The following is a 19,786-nucleotide window of genomic DNA, read 5'->3' as shown; positions in this document are numbered from 1 at the left end:
AAGCCGATCATGAGCGGTTTTCATTTTCTTTTCCGTATTTTCTTGAAATCGATCCATTTTCTTGCGAAAATTAAACGGTGGGCTCTCCGAACGGCTCTTTAATCTTCAATCTTCAATCTTCAATTTTGCTTCGGCGCGCTTCCGCGGTCCGGTTCCGCCGCTTGCGGACCCGGATCGCCGAGGCGCGCCGTCAAACGGAAAGGAATGAATGCTTTGCACGTCAAAATGTGGCGCAGCGGAATCCTTCTGCTGCTGTGCCTGTCGGCCGGCATCGTCGACGTGATCGGCTATATTCATCTCGGCCGCGTCTTCACCGCCAACATGACCGGCAATATCGTCATCCTCGGCATGTCGTTCGCGCATGTCACCGAGCTGTCTTTTCTCCGCGCGGGACTGGCCTGCCTCGGCTTTATCGCGGGCAACGCGGCGGCGGCTCTGCTGCTCAGCGGCAGCAAGGCCACAGGCTTCTGGCCGGCCCGAATCACGCTGATCCTGTGCATCGAGCTGCTGTTCTACGGCTTGTTCGCGGCGCTGGCGGGACCCGTCATGAGCGAGACGCTGCTGCATGTGCTGATCCTGCTGCTCAGCAGCGCGATGGGCATGCAGACGACCGCCGCGCGCAAGCTCGGCATCGCCGGCATCTCGACCACCGTGCTGACCAACAACCTGGCGAGCGTGATCGAAGACTTTATCGCTTTTTTCCGCAAAGCCTTCGCCCGCAACTCCGAAGCGCGCGCCGGAATCGGCGGCGAGACATGGCTGCGCTTCGGCGCCGTGCTGATCTACTGCTTCGGCGCGCTGATCGCCGGGATCGCGGAAGTCCACCTGGCGTTCAGCGCCATCTGGATTCCGATCCTGCTCACGCTGTTGATCCTGATCGTCGTCTTCACGCTGTTCCGCGGCCTGGACAGCGACGGCGAGCGCAAACTTTCCTGACGGCCATAAGCTTCGCGGTATGCAAAAAAGCCCGGAAAACGGCGTATCCGATCATATCGGATACCGTTTTCCGGGCTTTTCTGGCTGCGTTCGGACACGCGATTCCCGCGCGAATCCGCACGGCTGCGCACGCTCCCAACCGCCGCCCCTTGTTTTACTTCGACTCGCCGAGGAACCCTTTTTCGAAAATGCTGAGCAGGTTCTCAAGCGTCGTCGGATCGCTGTACGAAGAAGCTCTCGATTCGAACTCGATCACATGGCCTTCCTGCACGGCCGGAATTTGCTTCCATACGGCAGAGTCCATAATTTCGCTGCTGGCATCGAGTCTGCGGCTGACTGCGACGAAATCGCCCATGTATTCCGGCAGCACTTCGAGCGACAACGAATAATAGCCTTCGGCCGCGACGGCTTCCTTGACTTTGTCCGGCATTTTCAGGCCCATTGCCTGATACAGGATTTCCGTGCCGCGAGCCCAGCTGTCGCCCATGACGTAAGCGTTTTTGTCGTCGACTTCGATCGCCGTCACCGTGACGTCGTCGCCGTATTTCGCTTTGATCTTGCCGCCGATATCCGCCGTTCTTTGCGTGAAATCGTCTACCCAGGCTTGGGCTTCATCCTGCTTGCCCAGCAGCTTGCCGATTTCGACCTGCTGCTCCAGATAATCCAGCTTGCCCCACGTGAATACGACCGTCGGCGCGATTTTGCTCAGCTGATCCAGGTTCTTCATGTTCGCGCCGGCGATGATCAGATCGGGCGCCTGCGCGGCGACGCTTTCCGGATCTTCTTCGGAAACGACGGCCACGTCTTTCAATTTGTCCGTGAAGAGCGGGTTGGCACCCGTCCATTGGTCGACGCCGACCGGCGTAACGTCCATCGACAAAATGTTCGGCGCGTAGGTCAGAGCGACGATCCGCTGCGGATTGGCCGGAATGTCGACCGGGCCGGTCTCGGATTGATACGTGACCGTGCCGGATGCCGGCGCTTCAGCCGCCTTATCTGTCGCAGGCGCGGTCGGCGCGGCTTCCTTGGCCGGAGCCGCATTGCCGCACGCGCTCAGCACGAGTACGAACAGCAGCAGGAACGCCGCCAAAAACGATTTCTGTTTGTTCATCAAAACATGATCCCCCTTGAAAGAATGTCTGGGTGTCGTCCAACTTCTGATAACGGTTATCAGTCCCTACAGAAGTTTAGACCGCCGGACGATTAAAGTCAATACGCGGCGGGACCTTCGGCTTCCGGCAGTACTCCCTCGAACGTCGTTCCCAGCGAGCGCGCAAACCGGTGCAGCGCCCGCTCCACGCTCTGCCGCACTTCCGCTTCCGTCCCTTCGCCGGCTTCCCACCACCACTGCTTGATCACGAGCGGCGCGGCCTTGCGCTGCTTCTCCGGCTCGAACCGGGCAACGAACCGGCCGTCTGCCACGACAGGCAGCACATAATAGCCGTATTTGCGCTCCGCGGCCGGCTTGTACACTTCCCAGCGATAATCGAAATCGAACAAATCGAGGATCAGCCTGCGGTCCCACAGCAGATTGTCGAGCGGAGCCAGAATGCAGGCCCGCATCGCCGTTGGCCCGGGAGATCCTTGCGCAAGCGACGTTTCAAGCAGGCTGCGATCGGTCGGTTGCCGATTTGCCGCAAGCGACCGTTCAAGCAAGCTGTAATCGCTCGAACGAATATACAGCGGACGGTCGATCCCGTCCACCTCCACCGGCCGGATCTCGCCCCGCGCAAGCAGCGCTTCGAACGCGGCCAGCCGCTGCGGCGCTTTGAGGTGCGTCATGAGCAGCGCGTCGCTCGGCCGGTTCCAGAGCAGGCCGACGCTGCCGATCCGGCGCAGAAGCGCCCATTCGTTGTACGCTTCGTCGCTTGCGAACCGGTCGGGTTGGCCGTACAGTTCCGCGGGCAGGACGCGCTCGGCCAAATCGTAATATTTGCGGCCCGCTTTTTTGCGGTGCACGACGAGGCGGCCGGCAAAATACGACCCTTCCAGCGCGGCGCGGGCCAGGCGGGTCGGTCCCCAGGCCCAGTCCACTTTCTCGTCATACGCCAGATCCGCCGAACAGAGCGGCCCGCGCCGCTCAATCTCTTCCAGCACGGCCGCTGCCGCGACCGGGTTCGCTTTGAGCCATGCTTGATGACGCTGCCGGTAGCGCTCGAAATACGGCCAGTCTTCGATCGCGAAAATGGCCATGTTTTTATCCCAATAGTCGATCAGTTTGCGGTCTTCGTACAGCAGCTGCTCCAGCATGCCGCGCTCGAAATCGGAAATGCGCGACTGCAGCACCAGTTCCGGGTTCGTTCCGACCACGTTCAGCGGATCGAACTGGATACAGCCGACGCGGCGGACATAATCCATAATGCCGGCTTTGCCGGAAGCATCGACAGCGGGCGATAATCCGTGATAATCAAGCAAAAATCGCCGGGCTTCTTCGCGGGTCAAGGTTTTTGTCGTGGGTTGCATACGCTTGGCACTCCTTTTGCGGTAGATTTGCGCGGCTTGCGCCGGGCGTTCGTCCGTTTCATTGTACACGAATAACCCGGACAGCTTCCTGTCCGGGTCAAGCACGCAACGAAATTTCGGCGCAGCACGGCGAGTTCGCGTTTATCCTCAGCCTTTGAACATCAGGCGCACGGCGGCCAGCAGCAGGCAGACGGACAAGACGCGGACGACGGTCTTGGCCGGAATCTTCGACGCGATCCGGGCGCCGATCTGGCCGCCTGCAAGCGCTCCGAGCGCCAGCCAGATGAATTTGTCCCACATGACGTGCCCGAGAGCCGCATGCGAGATCGTGCCGACAAAAGACGAGAGCAGAATCGAGAACATCGACGTCGCGGTCGCGATATGCGGCGGGAAAGCGAGGAACAGAATCATCGTCGGCACCATGACGGAGCCGCCGCCGATCCCGAACAGGCTGGACAGAAATCCGACGAAAAAAGCGACGCTGACCGCAAACGTCATATTAAACGAATATTCGTGTCTCATACCCGACGCGTCGAGCAGGCTGCGGCTGACGTTCGGCTTCAGGAAGCCGCCGCGGCTTCGGGTCGGCTTGAAATTGATCGAGATCGACATGAGCACGAGAAAAATGCCGAGCGAGACGAAAAACACGTTGTTTTCGACGATGCCCGTTGTCCAGGCGCCCAGAATCGAGCCCGGAATCATGGCGACGGCAAAAGCGAGGCCGCTGCGGTAATCGACCTTTTTCTGCACGGCGTAAGCGAGCGTGCTGGAGATGGCGCTGACGAACAGAACGGCCATCGACGTGCCCGAAATGTCCGATACCGGCACGATATACGTGAACGCCAAAATCGGCACGATAATGAAGCCGCCGCCGAGTCCGGCCACGGCGCCGCAGATCGAAGCGAACATGCCGACCGCGATAAGCAGTATGATTTCCATGGGTGCATCCTTTCGCGACTGATAGAGTAAGCCCCGGAAGCGGTTGGCTCCGGTCGGCTTCGTCCAGTGTAGCGCGTTCGGGCGCCGTCCGGCAAGGCACGCCAAAAACCCGTCGGTTGACGGGTTCCCGGACTCTTCTCTGCCCGACTTTGCTTGGCTTGTCTGCTTCCGTTAGATGAACACGGCCCGTGCACAAGCCGATCAGCCCGCGAAATGTTCCGCGAACCAGCGGCGCGCGCTTTCGGCTTCCGTACGCGTCAGCTGATGCCCGGCGTGCTCCCAGTTCGTCTTGACCGAAGCGCCCGCGCCTTCCAGCAGTCCGATCAACTCTTCGGTATTGGCGGCCGGCACCATGCCGTCGTTGCGGCCCGCGCCGACGAAGACGCTCACGTCGTTCATGTCCGGCAGCGCGAGGCCGCGCATCGGCACCATCGGATGGTGCAGCAGCGCGCCGCGGAAAGCGCCGTCGAAGTGGAACATCAGACTCGCCGCGATGTTCGCTCCGTTCGAGTAGCCGAGCGCAACCAGATTCGAGACGTCGAAGCCGTACCGCTCCGCCGCTTCGCCCAAAAAGTCGCGGATCTCGTTCGTGCGGAAGACGAGATCTTCCTCGTCGAACACGCCTTCCGCCAGCCGGCGGAAAAAGCGCGCCATGCCGTTCTCCGACACATTGCCTTTGATCGACAGGATCGACGCGCCCGGCGCCACCATTTCCGCAAGCGGAATCAGATCTTGTTCGGTGCCGCCCGTTCCGTGAAAAACGACTACCGTCGGCAGAGTTTCATTCGTCCCTTTTTGGAAAATATGTTTCATCTCGTAACTCTCCTCTCGTTATGCCCGTATGGGTCGTGCTTTTCCTATCGTCCGCTCAGTCTGCTCAGTTATCGCGCTTCGTGTCGGCGCTCACAGTCCGCACCTTGATCGGCAGCAGGCCGTCTTCGATCTGTGTCCGTTTGTCTTCGTACCAGGCCGGCAGCATGAGCACTTCGCCCAGGTTCTCCTGCGCTTCGTCCACCGCGAATCCCGGCGGATCGGTCGCGATCTCGAACAGGATGCCGCCTTCTTCCCGGAAATAGACCGCATGGAAGTATTGACGGTCGATGACCGGCGTCGGCTGGAAGCCGCCTCCGTTCACGACGCCGCGCCATGCTTCGTGTTCTTCGAAGTCTTTGGCGCGCCAGGCGATATGGTGCACCGTACCGGCGCCGCCCGCTCCGCGCGGAACGGCTTTCATCGGCAGGTCGATCAGGTTGCCCAGATCGCCCGTCGCCCGGAAGCGCGCAAACCCGGCGAACTCGCCGATTTTCTCCATCCCAAGCACCTGTTCCAGCACGTAGGCCGTGCGTTCCGGCTCGATGCTGTACAGCACGGCGCCGCCGAAGCCTTTGATCGCTTTGTCCGCCGGCACGCCGCCGAACGACCAGGTCGATGCCGCGCCCGCGGCGCGCTCGACGAGTTCCAACTGCAGCCCTTCGTTATCGCGGAACTGCAAGTAATGTTCGCCGAACCGCTCCGCTTCCGTCACCGAAATGCCGAGGCCGTGCAGCCGCTCTCTCCAGAACGCCATCGACCCTTCCGGAATGACGTAAGTCGTGAAGCCGACCTGTCCGCCGCCGATCCGCCCTCTGCGGGCTCCCGGGAACGGGAAAAACGTAATGATCGTGCCGGGGGCCCCTTCTTCGTTGCCGAAGTAGAGGTGATAGACGTCGGGCGCATCGAAATTGATCGTTTTTTTGACCATTCGAAGTCCGAGCACGCCCGCGTAAAAGTCGACGTTGGCCTGTGGATCGCCCGCAAAAGCCGTAATATGGTGGATGCCTGCCGTTTGCAAAGTCATGAGTAATCGCTCCTTTTGTATGTTTACCGTATTTGTATGCTTTATTTTTATTTTGTTTTTGAATTTCTTGATTTCAAAGTATTACCCCGACGAAACCGGTCTTCCTGCGGCTGAAGGAACGAGCGCTATCCGCGCTGCGTCCCTTTGCCCAGCTTCTTCAGCAGCTCGGCTGCCGCTTCCGTCTCGTCCGCGGTCAACCCGCCCATGATCCGCCCCACTTCGTCCGCGTGCTCGGGGAAGATCCGGTCGAACAATTCCCGGCCCTGATCCGTAATCTCCGCATAGATGACGCGGCGATCGTCCGGGCTCGGCACCCGCCGCAGCAGCTCCCGCTTCTCCAGCTTGTCGATGTTGTACGTAACGCTGCCGCTCGTGATCAAAATTTTCTCTCCGATCTGCTGCAGCGGGAAGCGCCCTTTATGGTACAGCACTTCGAGGATGGTGAATTCCGACGGCGACAAGCCGTGCTTCTTCATATCCTTCACCGCCAGGTCCATAACGTTCTTGTACGCTTTGGACAGGATCACGAACAGCTTCAACGCGGCTGCCCGGTCGGCGGAAGCGTTATCCGGCGATGTCGGCGATGTCGGCGACGTATGCGCCTGTTCGGCTTCGGTTCGGTTCTCCGTCATTTGAATTCACCTCCTTGAGTGTAGTTGATTTTTTCCCGGCGTATTTCTTTTAATTCGAATCTCTTGAATTAAAGATAATATAAAATCAATCTGCTGTCAACCTTTCTTTTCAAAACGGGTCCCCGCTGTCTCCCCAAATAAAAAAGCCCCTGTGCAGGGGCTTTGCCGGTCAGGATCTTAGCGCTTTTTGCGCATGCCTTGAACCAGATTGATGACTTGTTTGGCAGTCGTGACGACGGTAACGATCGTTCCGACCGTACGCAGAAGTTTTCTCATGATGGATCTCCTCCTCGTCGGGAAAGTGAATCCGGCCGGGGCCGGCTTGCTCTACTGCTTTTTCCCCAAACGGCCCAGCGGCGAAACAGGTCGGCGCTTTCCTTTATTTCCCACGCCGACTTCGGCAAAATCACCGGGTGCTGCTTATTCGCCGCTTGTTCCCGCTTATTCGCTGCGCAGCGCGGCCACCGGATCTTTGCGCGACGCGAACTTGGCCGGGATGAATCCGCCGAGCATCGTCAGCGCCACGCTGAGCACGACGAGCAGCAGCGCATGCAGCGGATCAAGCACCGCGACGCCCGACAGGTCGGTCATCGACTTCAGCACGGCATTGACCGGCAGCGTCAACAGGTACGCGATGCCGATGCCGAGCAGGCCGGACGCCGCTCCGATAATAAACGTCTCGGCGTTGAACACGCGGGTGATGTCTTTTTTGCGGGCGCCGAGCGCCCGCAGCACGCCGATCTCTTTGGTTCGCTCCAGCACGGAAATGTACGTGATGATGCCGATCATGATCAGCGACACGAACAACGAGATCGAAGCGAACGCGATCAGCACGATCGTGATACCGTTCATGATGCCGCTCGACAGGCTCGTCACGGTCGCAGCCAGATCGGTGTAGACGACCTGTTCGTCGGATTCTTTGCCAACGTTCCAGGTGTCGAGGTAGTCGACGATGCCTTCTTTGGCGTTAAAATCTTTCGGGTACAGCGAGACAGAAGCCGGCTGGGCGGATGCTCCGAGCGCGGCCAGCGCCTGCTGCGGCGTGGCCGCGTCGGCCGGATCGACGGCTGCCGAAGCCGATCCGCCGCCCATGCCGGGAGGCCCAAAATTCATGCCGCCGAACTCGGAGAACGCTCCCGCGCGGCTGAACGGCCTGCCGCTGACGATATTGACCGCCTGGTTGTTCTTCTGGGCGATTGCGACGGCGGAAGATTGCGCGCTCGCGATAAATTGTTCGGCGAGTTCGTCCGAGTAGGCGATGCCGGGGTCCATTGTGGACATCGGCGAATCCTGCCGTTCCCGCACGATGCCCACGATCGCAAGCGTCGTCGCCTCGGGATCGTCGTACAGGGCATCCAAGCGCGAAGCGGCGGCCGGCACGAACAGTCCGCCCGCTTGGCGGGTATAAAATTTGTCGTTCGGAATCAGCTTGAACGTCGAACCGACGATCTGCCCGAAATCGACGGCCGACGCTTCGTAATCGAAGCCGAGCGCTTCGAGCGTCGACGTCTCGACGCGGTTGTACGCATCGACGACCAGGACGAGATCGGTCGGTCGGGTCGGGTACTCTCCGGCCAGCACGTCGTATACCTGCTCTACATAGCTGGGTCCGGATACGCCTGCCGGCTTCGACGGATACGTCGTAAACGCGGCTTCGCCCAAGTCGACGTTCGACGCTTTCGCGCCATCCGGCCGCTTGAGCACGTTCAGATTCGCTTCGCGGGACAGCGAGATCGCGTCCAGCAGCTTCGGGTCGATCCCGTCGAGATAATCCAGGTATTGATCCGTAATGTTGTTGCGGTGCAGCACCGTATTAAGCGTCGGGTCGTACGGATACACCTGCGCTTCCTGCGGGAACTCCGGCAGCGCCACATCGTCGCCGCCCGGCGTGCCCGGCGGCGGCTGGGTGAAATCGATATTCGCCGCCGTGCGGCTGATCGTCACGGGGAAGTTCGAGAGCGCCCCCGATTCGTACTTGCTGATCTGCCGGTCGAAGCCGTTTGAGAGCGACAGGATCAGCGCGATGCCGATGATTCCGATGCTCGACGCGAACGCGGTCAGCGCGGTGCGCCATTTTTTGGTCGCGATGTTGCGGCCGGACAGCTTGAGCGCGGTGAGATAGCTCATGGCCGTCTTTTTGAGGCTGTAATCGGACGCGGCGGACTCGTCTTCCGGCGGATTGCTGTCCGAGACGACCTGCCCGTCGCGGAACTGGACGATCCGGTCGGCGTAACGTTCGGCGAGTTCCGGGTTGTGCGTCACCATGACGACGAGCTTGTCGCCGGCGATCTCGCGGATCAGGTCCATGATCTGCCCGCTTGTCGTCGTATCGAGCGCGCCTGTCGGCTCGTCGGCCAGAATGATGTCCGGGTCGTTCGCGAGCGCCCGCGCGATCGCGACGCGCTGCATCTGTCCGCCCGAGAGCTGCCCCGGCTTTTTGTGCATATGGTCGCGCAAACCTACGCGTTCAAGCACTTCTTCGGCTTGGCGACGACGGACGGACGGCTCGATCCCGCTGAGCGTCATGCCCATTTCGACGTTGCCGATCACACTCATATGCGAGATCAGGTTATAGTTCTGGAACACGAATCCGACGCTGTTGTTGCGGTAAGCGTCCCAGTCGCGGTCTTTGAACTGCCGCGTGGACATGCCGTTGATGCGCAGATCGCCTTCGTCGTACCGGTCGAGCCCTCCGATCAGGTTGAGGCAGGTCGTTTTGCCCGAACCGCTCGGTCCGAGAATAGCCACGAATTCATTGGCGCGAAAAGAAAGACTGACGTCGTCGAGCGCGGTCTGTGTGAAGTCGCCGGTCGTGTAGGTTTTGAAAATGTGCTGAAGCTGAAGCATGGTCGACCTTCCTTCTCCGGCGCTGCGCCGGCTTTGTGCGTACCTGTATCGTAGCATGTCCGCAGGCGGCGAGCATCTTTGGACACCATTCGGACAAATCCGAACGAAAAAGAAGCCTTTCGCAAGGCTTCTGTCCGTGCAGCGATTCGGTTCGGCCGGACTTGAACCTCCTATCCCGCCAACACGCCTCGGTTCCGTCCTTCCTGCTTGGCCTGATACAGCGCCCGGTCGGTACGTTCGATCAATTCGCCTTCCGCGAAGCGCGGATACAGGCCGATGCCGATCGAGATCGTGATCGGGATCAGGCGTCCGTCGGGCAGCAGGAACGGCGTCTGTTCGATCTGCCTGCGCAGCTTGTCGGCCTGGTCGATCGCCCACTTCGCGTCGCACGGACGGAGGATGACCGCGAACTCCTCGCCTCCTTTGCGCGAAGCGCAGCCGATCTTGCGCACATGCTCGCGGATCAGCTTGCCGAGCTGTTCGAGCACCGCGTCGCCGGCCGGGTGGCCGTACGTGTCATTCACTTTTTTGAAATGGTCGATATCGAGCAGCAGCAGCGCGAACGGGCTTTTGGAAGCGAGCGCCATCCGGTATCTCGATTCGAAGCCGCGCGAATTGTACAGCCCGGTCAGGAAATCGTGCTCGATATCCTGCTTGAGCGTATCCTGTATGCGGCGCGTGCTGCGCAGATGGACGATCATCTGGTACGTGAACACGCAGCCGGCCGTCTGCAGGGCGCCGAGCAGCGCGATCAGGGTCAGGGCCGAATCGCCCAGCCGGAACAGCAGCAGCCCGGCCGCAAGCAGCGTCGTCAACACCGACGCAAGCGTCCACTGGAAGCGGAACGATCCCCGGACCAGAAACGCCGGCAGGACGAAAGCGATCGTCAGCAGCGTGGCGACCAGACCCAGCATCGAAGCCGGGGTGAATCCGCCCGCGATCAGGACGCGGCCCGTGCCGATCAGCGCCGCCGCAATGACGGCTGCCCACGGTCCGCCCACGCCCGCTGCGACCATGATCGACAGCTGGCGAAAATCGAGCAGCATGCCGTTGGGCATCTCGAAAGTGAAGATCAGCTGCAGGACGCCGAAAAAGCCCAAGCCGATACCGTACATGACGTTGAGCATCCACGGCTTGGGCTTCAGCAGCGCGCGCAGCCTGCCGTATGCCATATCTCCGAAAAACAAAAAGGTGGACAGCAGGCAAAAGTTGATGAATAAGTCGCGAATCATGGTTGTTCCCTCTCTTTGCGCCGCTTCGATTTGGGCTTCTTTCTTACATATCGGAATCATTTGCCCGATTCTAAACGGTATTTCGCCAAAAATAGACGCTGAGCGGTTGAATCGTCCGGATTTTCGGTTAATTTGCGTGTAAGGGTTTTTTGAGCGTGTCCATGTTCCCTGACTTTTTCCGCGAAAGGAGTCTTTACCATGCCCGAAACCGAATCGTTCACTTCGCTGGAGACGTATTCCGACCTTCTTTGCAAAAGCCAATTCGGTAAACCTCCCGAGTCTACGGAAATTTATTCGAACGAACGCTGCGTCGTGTTCCTGCTGCACGGATTGATCGACGCGCGCGACAGCCGGCTGCCCGATGACCCGGACGAACGGTACACGCATATCCATATTCTGCTGGACCAGTTCATCTATCCGTCGCTCAAGCCCAAAATCGAAGCTTCTTCGGACAAAAAGGTATCCAATGTATTCATCGACTGGAAATCCGGCACGAACACAGCCATGATCGCCGTCTTTTTCCATCCGGTCATTGAAGCGATGCCCGAAGATTTGTACGCCGGCAAAGCCGACCTGCATCAGCAGGTGGATCTCGTGACGAGCAGCGTGCAAAAACCTCCGCTCGGCATCGAATCTTTTCGCATGGACGGGCGCTTCGTCATGATTCTGCGTTACGGATTGATGATCAGCCTCGAAAAGCGCCTGGTCAAAAAAGGCTTCAACAACCAGCTGCGCGTGACGAAGCGGGAAGTAGAGCTCGACAGCTTCCTCGAACAGCTGCCGATCGAGAAGCTGCTGAGCCGCAAACTCAAGGCGGCGTATCTCGACTGGGCGTTCGAAGACGATATCAGCCTGCTGATGCTGGAACTCGACGGGGACGTGTCGTAGTCCTTCGCGAACAACCCGAATCTTCGGACGCGACAAAAAGCCCCGATGCTTCCCTTGAGGGAAACATCGGGGCTTTTCGCCGGAACGCCGAGCGGCATCAAGCCGCCGGGGCCGCCTGAAGCCGCAGCGGATTACTGCTTCTCGGCTTCCATGTAATGCGCCGCGCAGAAAGCTTTCGTTTCTTCCAGCTCGTCGTCTTCGAGATCGAATTCCAGCACTTTTTGCGTGCCGCGCTCGATGATCTCGTGCTTGATGATCCGTCTCTCTTCGCCGTTCACGCCGTACAGCACACGCAGCCGGAGACCTTGCGGCGTATACAATTCGTCTTCTTCGTCCACTTCCATCTCCATCAGGAACTCGTAACGTTCCCCCTGCACGATTCCGAAAGCGTCTCTGATCTTCTCAACCGTATACTCCGTAAATTCCATTATTCATTCTCCTTTGCGGCGCTGACCGGCAGCAGGCTGCCGATTCTTTCGCGCACGTTCTGTTGTTGGATCGCTTGCCCGAAAATGCTGACGCGTCCGCTGTCCCCGCTCGTGCGGATCAAGCGGCCGATGCCCTGACGAAGCCGGAGCAGCATGTGCGGCATGTCCACTTCGCCGAACGGATCGGCGGATTCGCGGCGCTTGGCCGCGAACACAGGATCGTTCGGAGGAAACGGAAGTTCCCAGACGATGACGTGATTCAGCGAATCGCCCGGCACGTCGAGTCCTTCCCACAGCGTGACCGCGCACAAGTTGACGTACGTTCCGTTCTGGAACTCGGAGATCAGGCGGCTGATCTCCGCATCGCCTTCGTACAGCATCGGGAATTCGGCGAACTCCGCGCGGGAGTCGGCTTCCGCGCGGAAAATATCCAGCTCTTCCCGCGACGGGAACAGCAGCAGCGAGCCGCCTTCCCGGCGCCGGAGCGCTTCGAGCACGTAATCGGTCTTGGCCGCGACGGAAGTCTCCGTATGCAGCGAAGCGTTCATGCTGCGCTCGTAATCGTACGGCGAAGCGACGGAGAACGACAGATAGTCGCTCACGCCGAGGCTGTCCGCGATATAGTCGAACGACTGCTCCGCCGACAAAGTGGCCGAGGAGAAGATGATCGGCATCTTTTTGGAAAAGACGCGCTCGTTCAGAATCTCCTTCACTTTCTTCGGCATCAGGACGAGCGTCAGATCGCCGCTGTCGTCCTGCGTCCAGCAGATCAACTGCTGCGGATTGCGGAACAGCGCGAGCGCCGTCTGCATCATCTCCAGATGTTCCTCGACGATGCGCAGCTGGTATTCGTCCAGGCTGAACATGCCGCTCTCGAACACGATCTCTTCTTCAATCGCGTCGACGGCGGCGCGGAACCGGTCCACGCCGGCCATCAGATCGTCGGCCAGTCGAAGTTCGCTCCGCTCCGAAGCCGGAACGGGCGTGCTGTAGCGGGCGAGCAGCTCGAACAGGTCGTCGCTGCGCTCGATCGAACGTTCGACCGCGAGCGCAAGCGATTCGCGCACTTCGCCTTCGAGCAGCCGGACGACGATCGACTCGAACGCCGAATGCTTGAGCTTGTACGTCAGCGCGCTCTGGGCGGCCGTCTCCAGCAGATGGCCTTCGTCGAACACGACGGAGCTGTGCTCGGGCAGCAGCGGCAGCTGGCCTTCGCGCTTGCGAGCTTCGAACGTCCATACGTGTTCCATGTAGAAGTCGTGCGAGCAGACGATCAGGTCGGTCGCTTTGCGGTAATGGTCGCGCGACAGCGTCTGGCCGCAGCGGTGGCGGCGCGGGCAGATCAGGCAGTCCTGGAACACGTCCCAGCCGACCCGGTCCCACTGCTTGTCGTCAAGCTCGGGATAGTCTTTGCGGCTACCGTACGGATAGAACGCCTGCAGCGTATCCGGGAAATGGACGAACGGCGGCAGTTCCTCGTAAATCTCCTGGAACACCTGCTCCTCCTCGCCCGCTCCGCGCACTTCTTCGAGCTTGTTGAGGCACAGATATTGATCCTGGGACTTGCCGAGCCGCACGTCGATGTTGAGATCGAGGTACCGGGCGATCTTGGCGATGTCGCCTTCCGGCTTCACGAGCTGCTCGATCAGCGATTCGTCGGCGCAGGCGATGACAGCCGGCTTGCGCGTATACCGGGCATGCAGCGCGGCGTACAGCAGATAGACGAGCGTCTTGCCCGTTCCGACGCCCGCTTCGGCGAAAATCGTTCTTTTTTCTTTATAGGCACGCTCCAGCTGGAACGCCATGAAGATCTGTTCATCGCGCGTCTCAAAACCGGCTTCGGGCAAAATATCGTAAAAGACGTCCGCGATCCAATCGGAAGCTTGTTCCAAAAACGGAGCCGCGGGATCGAACGCAAACGGATAAGTAGTGGTCAAAGCGGTAATAGCCTCCATTGAACTGACGGATTTGGCCGGAATTTGCTGCTCGGATTACAATAGAACAGGGCCACCCTTCATTATAACCGTAAAAACGTTCGTTGGCGAGCCCTGCTTTGATTTTTTTTGAAAATAACGTGAAAATGCGCGGAAATGCCGGTAAACAGCAAAAAACCGTTTCTCCGCGAGCGGGGAAACGGTTGGGCCGTCGCACGGGCACGGGCGGCCCTGCTCTTACCGGGAATCGCCGTGGCCCGAATGCTTGGCGATACGCTTGCTCTCCGCGTCGGCCGGCGCCTGCTTCGCAAGCAGCTCGTCGACCGTGTCCCAGCGCTGCCGGAATCGCTCAAGCCTCGGATGCGGGCGCTCCGGCGCTTCGTCCAGCACGAGCCGGATCCGCACGATCCATTCTTCGAACGTGGCGAACGACGCGAAGCGGTTGGCGGTGTCGGCGGTCAGATACAGAAATAGCGGCGACGGATACTTCTCGTCTACAAATCGCAGCGCCGCTTCGAGCGGCGTATACTTTTTGCGTTTGCCGTCCCAGTTCTCCACCGTGACGCTGCGCATGATCTGCTGATCGCGCCGCCACTCGTGCAGCCGGTCGTCTCGTTTGTAAAAAGCGCTGACGGCTTCGCCGGTAAGCCGCTTGACCGTCGCCTCGTGCAGCGGATACAGGACCAGCTGCGCGAACGAACGGGCAAGCGCGACTTCGGCGGCCTGTTCCAGTTGCTCGTCGGTGATCGCCTCGAACGAATCGTAGAACAGCAGCGTGCCTTTGACCGATTGCCGGGCAGGCTCGGCTCCGAACGGAATTTGGTACGTTTGTCGACCCATGAACAGGCACTCCCTTCATATGGACAGTCGGGAAACGCAGGGTAGTCTCGGAATGCAGAACAGTCTCGGAAAAAAAGCTTAAAAGTCCTTTCTTTTAAATAACCACAATCCGAGGCCGAACGCAAACAGGGTGAAAAAAATCGAATAGACCACGAACGTTTGCGAAGGCGGACTGCCCCCGGTCAGAAAAGGAATCGTCTCCCCGGCGCCCTGCGTCAGCACGTACTGCATCCGGCGGTTCAGGCCGTCGGCCGGCATGAGCAGCGACAGCAGCGCCCCGGTGCGCGACAGCGTCTGTTCCACATGCGGCTCGACCGGCAGGAAGCCGCGCACTTTCTCCACCATGCCCCCGAGCCAGCCCGCGCCGTACAGCATCGTCATGAATACGCCGTTGCCGATGCCGGAGAACAGGCTCGATCCGAGCATCGACAAACTGACGAGCGTCGGCACGGTGCCTACGAACAGCAGCAGCGACGTGAAGATATCGCCGTAATCGCGCGTCATGCCGGCATGGAAGGTCGTGATCAGCACCATGGCGGCAAACAGCAGCAGCGCATAGCCTCCGATCAGCGACACGTAGCCGATCCAGCGGCCGACGTACCACTTCCAGCGCGGAATCGGCCGGGTCAGCACCGATTGAAGCACGCCCTGCTCCGCTTCGCCCGAGATGACCGAAAACGAACTGAAAATGGCCAGAAAAGCGATCACGAAGCCTCCGAAAAAGAAGCCCAGCGACAAAATCGCGCTGCGGCGGGCGAACTGGCTGAGCAGATCGCCGCCGCTGCGGCTATCGAGCGCTACCGTATCCGCGATAAACCAGAACACGCCGAGAAACAGCGCGGTCAACACCAGCGTAATGAGCAGCATTTTGCGGCGCAGCATCTCCTGCCACGTCGCCTTGATGATCGTGTTCATCGTTGTTCCCCCCTCTGGTCCCGTCCCGCTACCGCTTCAAGGAACCAGTCCTCCAGCTTCTCCCGGTGCATCGCGGATTCGTACAGCGTCATGCCCTGTTCCACGATCAGCAGGTTCAGCAGCCCGGCCTGCTCTTCCCCGTCCAGTTCCGCTTCCAGCCAGACCGGCGCTTCCCACGAAGTCGGGGCGGCGTCTTGCGGCTGCGCCATCCCGACGTTCAGGCGGCTCTCCTCGCGCAGCCAATCGAGCAGGACGGGCGAAAATCCGCCGACTTTGAATCGCCAGCGGATCTTCACCTTCAGCATGTCCGCAACCGTGCCGCCGCGGATCATGTCGCCGTTCAGCATGAGCGCCATCCGGTCGCATACCGTTTCGACATCTTCCATCAAGTGGGAGTTAAGGAACAGCGTTTTGCCTCTTTTTTTCAATTCCAGCAGCAGTTCGCGCACTTCGCGCCGTCCGACCGGGTCCATCGCGGACGAAGGTTCGTCGAGAAACAGGATCTGCGGATCGCCGAGCAGCGCACACGCAAGTCCGAGCCGCTGCTGCATCCCTTTGGAGTACTGCTTGACCCGGTCGGAACCGCGTTTGCCGATGCCGACTTCATCCAGCCCGGCTCTGATCCGCTTGCGCGCTTCCTCGCCCCGCAGACTGAGCAGTCCGGCATGCATCTTCATCACTTCTTCGCCGCTCAGCCATTCGGGGTAGCGGTACAGTTCCGGCAGATAGCCGATATGGCGCCTGGCTTCAAGCGAGCCGATCGGATTCCCCAGCAGCGTGCCTGCTCCGCCGCTTGCGCGGACCAATCCGACAAGCGTTTTGACGAATGTGCTTTTGCCGGCCCCGTTGGGACCGAGGAAGCCGAAGGCTTCCCCTTGTCCGATACTCAACGTGATATTCCTGCAGCCGCGTCCGTTATCGTAAAGTTTGCTCAAATCCTGGGTTTGAATAGCGGGAATGTCCGGGGTCACCACTGGGCCGTCAGTCCTTTCACGAAGTCGAGGAAGCCCTCTTCGCCGCCCGGGAACGAATCATGCGCGTCAAATTCGAACAGCTGTCCGTTTTTCACCCAGAAAGCGGTCCGCGATCTTCCGGATTCGCTCTGAGCATACGTAACTTTCACACCCGAAAAGTCGAGGCTCTGCGCTTGTCCGTCCGCGTACATCGGCAGCGGCAGACGTCCGTCCGATACGGCCACCTGCTGCAAGCTTTCTCTCAGCTCTCCAGGCAGATAAGGGAAATTGATGACGGCATCCATCGTGTCTTCGACCGGGAAAGAAGGATCGAATTGGACGGTAGGCATTTCGGATTGAGTCAGTTGGGCCCATCCGTCGGCCGTTCCGAAGTTATACATGACCGAAGACGGATAAGTCAGCGTAATCGCTTTGCCGTCCGCTTCCTGCGGGAACAGATGCTCCGCGCCGAGTCGTTTCAAAGTCTCGTTTACTTCCGCCACATGCAGCTTCATTTCGGTCTTGCTGCCGAGGGAAGCGTTCAACGAGCCGGTCCGGCCCTGTACCGCCGTAATCGGCGCGTAGCCAAGACCCGCCCGGATCTCTTCCGCCGAGGCATCGGGGTCAAAGCCATTTTCCAGCGCCGTGCTGACGAAGCTGCCGTACTTGTTGACAGACTCGCGGTTTTCACCTGTTCCGTACACCATCTGCACCATGTTCTCCAGATCCGATTCCTGCACCAGCACGACGTCCTGTATCGTGAATTTGTTCAAAATGCCGGCCAGCGCCTGATTACCCGCCGGAGTGACAGCCGTGACAATGACGACTGCCGCGGCTGCCGCAGCTGCGAAACGGACCATAAGCTTGCGGCGTCTGCGGTCTGCCGGAAAAGATACCGGCGGCGCGGCGTCGGTCGATCCGTCGGAGCCGGACGTGCGCGGCTGCGCGCCGCTTGGCGCTTCGGATGCCGCAAGCAGGGACGGAACCTGCTTCGCGTCCGGCTCGTTCGCGGACTGCCCGTGCCGGGACCGATTGTCGTCCGTTGGCGCCGCGCCATTCGATGCCGAAGCTTGAGCGGCCCGTTCCGTCCAGGTCGCCCAGGCCGGATTGACCGGTTCGTGCCGCAGCGTTTCTTCCATTTTCATCCAGGCTTCGTTCGCCAGATTCCGTTCGTTTTCGCGTTCGCCGGAGTTAAGCTTGTTCATGTTTCGTTTCCTCCCGAAAGTTCAAATGATCGTTCGTGATTGTATACCTGCTATCCGCAATGCGCGATGCCCGCGCCTTTACCATTCCCATCCGCTGCTTTTGCCGGCGGCGCGCTTGCGCAGCTTGTCGGCCGCGCGGCTCAGCAGCGAGCCGACTCTCGGCGGGCTCACCCGCACTTCTTCGGCGATCTCCGCGTAGCTGTAGCCGGAGTAGCGCAGCATGAGCGCCTGCCGGTCGCGTTCGGGCAGTTCGCCGAGCAGCTCGTTGATCTGCTCCCGCTCTTCGCTGCGCACGAGCGCTTCTTCGCCGCTTTCCCAGGTGCGCTGACGGTCGAAGTATTGTTCTTCTTTTTCCTGCAGTTTGCGCTGCCGGACGAGCCTGTCCGTATTGTCGTACGCAATCCGGGTCAACACCCGGTGCAGCCAGGCGCCGATCACTCTCGGATCGTCCGGCGGATTGCGGTACAGCCGCAAAAACACTTCCTGCGCCAAATCTTCCGCTGTCGCCTCGTCCTTGACGAGCGCGATCAGCTTCCGGCGTACGCCGGGGTAATATTCAAGGAATACCGCGCGAAACGCTTCGGATTCCGGTGCTAAATTGTCCATCGATGAACCTCCTTCGAAGTGCGGCCGCTCTTCATCGCCGTATATACACTGGAAAGACAGGGCAGGAACGGATTATGTATCAGCGCGCGGCAAAAAAAAGAAAACGGACGCAATTCTATCTGGAAAACACGGGAAATTCGCCGAAAATTCGAATTTGTCCGGCGTTCGCGGTAAAATATAACTTATCTTCCGACTATACAACGGCGCGCATCGGCGCGAAAGGAGCTTGTCCATGATTTATCGCGTGACTTATTTGTCCGACGGCCTTCGAGTGGCGGGCTACGTCGCCCTGCCGCCGGAATTGCAGGTGACCGCCCAGCAGATCCAGGATTTCCTGCGCAGGGAATGCGGAGACGACGAACTGACGGCGCAGGCCGTCGCCTGCGTGCTGCCAAGCGCGGGCGGATCGGTCCAATCGGCGAAAAGTATTGAACCGCAGCGCCGGTATCCGGTATTCGTGTACTGCCGCGGCGGGATCGGCAGCGTGGGCCGGGTACGGCTCGACTGGCTGGCCGAGTTCGCTTCGTTCGGCCGGATCGTCGTCGCCCCGTGCTACCGGGGCGGCGAGAGCGGCGTCGGCCACGACCGCTTCGGCGGCGTCGATCTGGAAGATTCCCGCGTCGCCGTCCGGCTGGCGCAGGCGATTCCGTTCGCCGATCCGGCGCAGATCGCGGTCATGGGCTTCTCCCGCGGCTCGATCAACGGCACGGATGCCGCGATTCACGAAGGGGCTTCGCACCTCATTCTATGGGGCGGATTGTCCGACCTCGGCCGGACCTACGAAGAACGGATCGATCTGCGCCGCATGCTGAAAAGGGTGCTGCAGGGCTCCGTGTACAAGATCCCCGAAACGTACGCGGAACGTTCGCCGATCCATATGGCGAGCCGGATTCCATGCCCGGTGCTGATCGTGCACGGCACCGAAGACCAACAGGTCGATTACGGCCATGCCCGGCGGATGTACGAAGAACTTCAGCGGCTCGGCAAACCGGCCGAGCTCATCACGCTGGACGGCCTCGGCCATCATATGCCGCAGCCGGTACGCCTGACAGTGCTGGCGAAAATGTTCGCGTGGCTGGATCGCAGCAGCGTGAACGGCAAGTGAACGACACAAAAAGGAACGGAAGCTCC

At 60.0% G+C, this 19,786-nt stretch carries 18 protein-coding genes; 3 read left to right on the top strand and 15 right to left on the bottom strand.

All coding sequences use genetic code 11. From position 1 onward, the window contains the following. The first annotated feature begins 213 nt into the window (after window positions 1-213). Window positions 214-936, top strand: a complete 723-nt coding sequence (locus FFV09_RS20635) for a YoaK family protein (RefSeq protein WP_141449583.1) — start codon at window positions 214-216, stop codon at window positions 934-936. A gap of 154 nt (window positions 937-1,090) precedes the next feature. On the opposite strand, the gene FFV09_RS20630 is transcribed toward FFV09_RS20635, so the two are convergent. The 8 genes from FFV09_RS20630 to FFV09_RS20595 all read right to left on the bottom strand — a co-directional run bounded on the left by FFV09_RS20630 (window position 1,091) and on the right by FFV09_RS20595 (window position 10,886). Then, window positions 1,091-2,047, bottom strand: coding sequence for an iron-hydroxamate ABC transporter substrate-binding protein (locus FFV09_RS20630; protein WP_141449582.1), 957 nt, complete (start codon window positions 2,045-2,047; stop codon window positions 1,091-1,093). A gap of 98 nt (window positions 2,048-2,145) precedes the next feature. Then, a complete protein-coding gene (locus tag FFV09_RS20625; protein WP_141449581.1) occupies window positions 2,146-3,399 on the bottom strand; it encodes a winged helix-turn-helix domain-containing protein in 1,254 nt (417 codons plus the stop codon). A 147-nt stretch (window positions 3,400-3,546) separates the two neighbouring features. After that, window positions 3,547-4,338, bottom strand: a complete 792-nt coding sequence (locus FFV09_RS20620) for a sulfite exporter TauE/SafE family protein (protein WP_141449580.1) — start codon at window positions 4,336-4,338, stop codon at window positions 3,547-3,549. Window positions 4,339-4,539: 201 nt separating this feature from the next. Next, the gene (locus tag FFV09_RS20615; protein ID WP_141449579.1) at window positions 4,540-5,151 is read right to left on the bottom strand and encodes an alpha/beta hydrolase; all 612 of its coding nucleotides are present in this window, start codon (window positions 5,149-5,151) and stop codon (window positions 4,540-4,542) included. Window positions 5,152-5,215: 64 nt separating this feature from the next. Beyond that, window positions 5,216-6,175 (bottom strand): ring-cleaving dioxygenase, encoded by a 960-nt coding sequence (locus FFV09_RS20610; RefSeq protein WP_141449578.1) that lies wholly within the window; start codon window positions 6,173-6,175, stop codon window positions 5,216-5,218. 125 nt (window positions 6,176-6,300) lie between these two features. Next, window positions 6,301-6,807 (bottom strand): MarR family winged helix-turn-helix transcriptional regulator, encoded by a 507-nt coding sequence (locus FFV09_RS20605; protein WP_141449577.1) that lies wholly within the window; start codon window positions 6,805-6,807, stop codon window positions 6,301-6,303. A 441-nt stretch (window positions 6,808-7,248) separates the two neighbouring features. Next, complete coding sequence (locus FFV09_RS20600) at window positions 7,249-9,654, bottom strand: ABC transporter ATP-binding protein/permease (protein WP_141449576.1); 2,406 nt, start codon at window positions 9,652-9,654, stop codon at window positions 7,249-7,251. 170 nt (window positions 9,655-9,824) lie between these two features. Next, window positions 9,825-10,886, bottom strand: coding sequence for a GGDEF domain-containing protein (locus tag FFV09_RS20595; protein ID WP_170315095.1), 1,062 nt, complete (start codon window positions 10,884-10,886; stop codon window positions 9,825-9,827). A 198-nt stretch (window positions 10,887-11,084) separates the two neighbouring features. Between FFV09_RS20595 and FFV09_RS20590 the strand changes: the two genes are divergently transcribed. Beyond that, window positions 11,085-11,774 (top strand): Na-translocating system protein MpsC family protein, encoded by a 690-nt coding sequence (locus tag FFV09_RS20590; protein WP_141449574.1) that lies wholly within the window; start codon window positions 11,085-11,087, stop codon window positions 11,772-11,774. Between the two features lie 131 nt (window positions 11,775-11,905). On the opposite strand, the gene FFV09_RS20585 is transcribed toward FFV09_RS20590, so the two are convergent. The 7 genes from FFV09_RS20585 to FFV09_RS20555 form a co-directional block, all read right to left on the bottom strand. Continuing rightward, entirely contained in the window at window positions 11,906-12,202 is a 297-nt protein-coding gene (locus FFV09_RS20585) for a DUF6509 family protein (RefSeq protein ID WP_141449573.1), read from the bottom strand. Further along, the gene (locus tag FFV09_RS20580; protein ID WP_141449572.1) at window positions 12,202-14,157 is read right to left on the bottom strand and encodes an ATP-dependent DNA helicase; all 1,956 of its coding nucleotides are present in this window, start codon (window positions 14,155-14,157) and stop codon (window positions 12,202-12,204) included. Before FFV09_RS20580 ends, FFV09_RS20585 begins: the two co-directional genes overlap by 1 nt. A 216-nt stretch (window positions 14,158-14,373) precedes the next feature. Beyond that, window positions 14,374-14,976 carry a hypothetical protein gene (locus FFV09_RS20575; protein ID WP_141449571.1) on the bottom strand — a complete coding sequence of 201 codons (603 nt, stop codon included), beginning with the start codon at window positions 14,974-14,976 and terminating at the stop codon, window positions 14,374-14,376. A 78-nt stretch (window positions 14,977-15,054) separates the two neighbouring features. Continuing rightward, window positions 15,055-15,891, bottom strand: coding sequence for an ABC transporter permease subunit (locus FFV09_RS20570; protein ID WP_141449570.1), 837 nt, complete (start codon window positions 15,889-15,891; stop codon window positions 15,055-15,057). Beyond that, window positions 15,888-16,862, bottom strand: a complete 975-nt coding sequence (locus FFV09_RS20565; RefSeq protein ID WP_141450566.1) for an ABC transporter ATP-binding protein — start codon at window positions 16,860-16,862, stop codon at window positions 15,888-15,890. Before FFV09_RS20565 ends, FFV09_RS20570 begins: the two co-directional genes overlap by 4 nt. After that, entirely contained in the window at window positions 16,859-18,049 is a 1,191-nt protein-coding gene (locus tag FFV09_RS20560) for a hypothetical protein (RefSeq protein ID WP_141449569.1), read from the bottom strand. The genes FFV09_RS20565 and FFV09_RS20560 overlap by 4 nt, the downstream gene beginning before the upstream one ends. Before the next feature lie 78 nt (window positions 18,050-18,127). Continuing rightward, entirely contained in the window at window positions 18,128-18,655 is a 528-nt protein-coding gene (locus tag FFV09_RS20555) for a sigma-70 family RNA polymerase sigma factor (RefSeq protein ID WP_141449568.1), read from the bottom strand. A 232-nt stretch (window positions 18,656-18,887) separates the two neighbouring features. Here FFV09_RS20555 and FFV09_RS20550 point away from each other — a divergent pair, with 232 nt between their 5' ends. Then, window positions 18,888-19,760: an alpha/beta hydrolase family protein gene (locus FFV09_RS20550; protein WP_141449567.1), complete on the top strand. Its 873-nt coding sequence runs from the start codon at window positions 18,888-18,890 to the stop codon at window positions 19,758-19,760. The last annotated feature ends 26 nt before the right edge of the window (window positions 19,761-19,786 follow it).

This window comes from Saccharibacillus brassicae, from assembly GCF_006542275.1.
GTDB lineage: Bacteria > Bacillota > Bacilli > Paenibacillales > Paenibacillaceae > Saccharibacillus > Saccharibacillus brassicae.
Note: the sequence above shows the minus strand (reverse complement) of the source record. Positions and strands in the feature narration are given on the sequence as shown.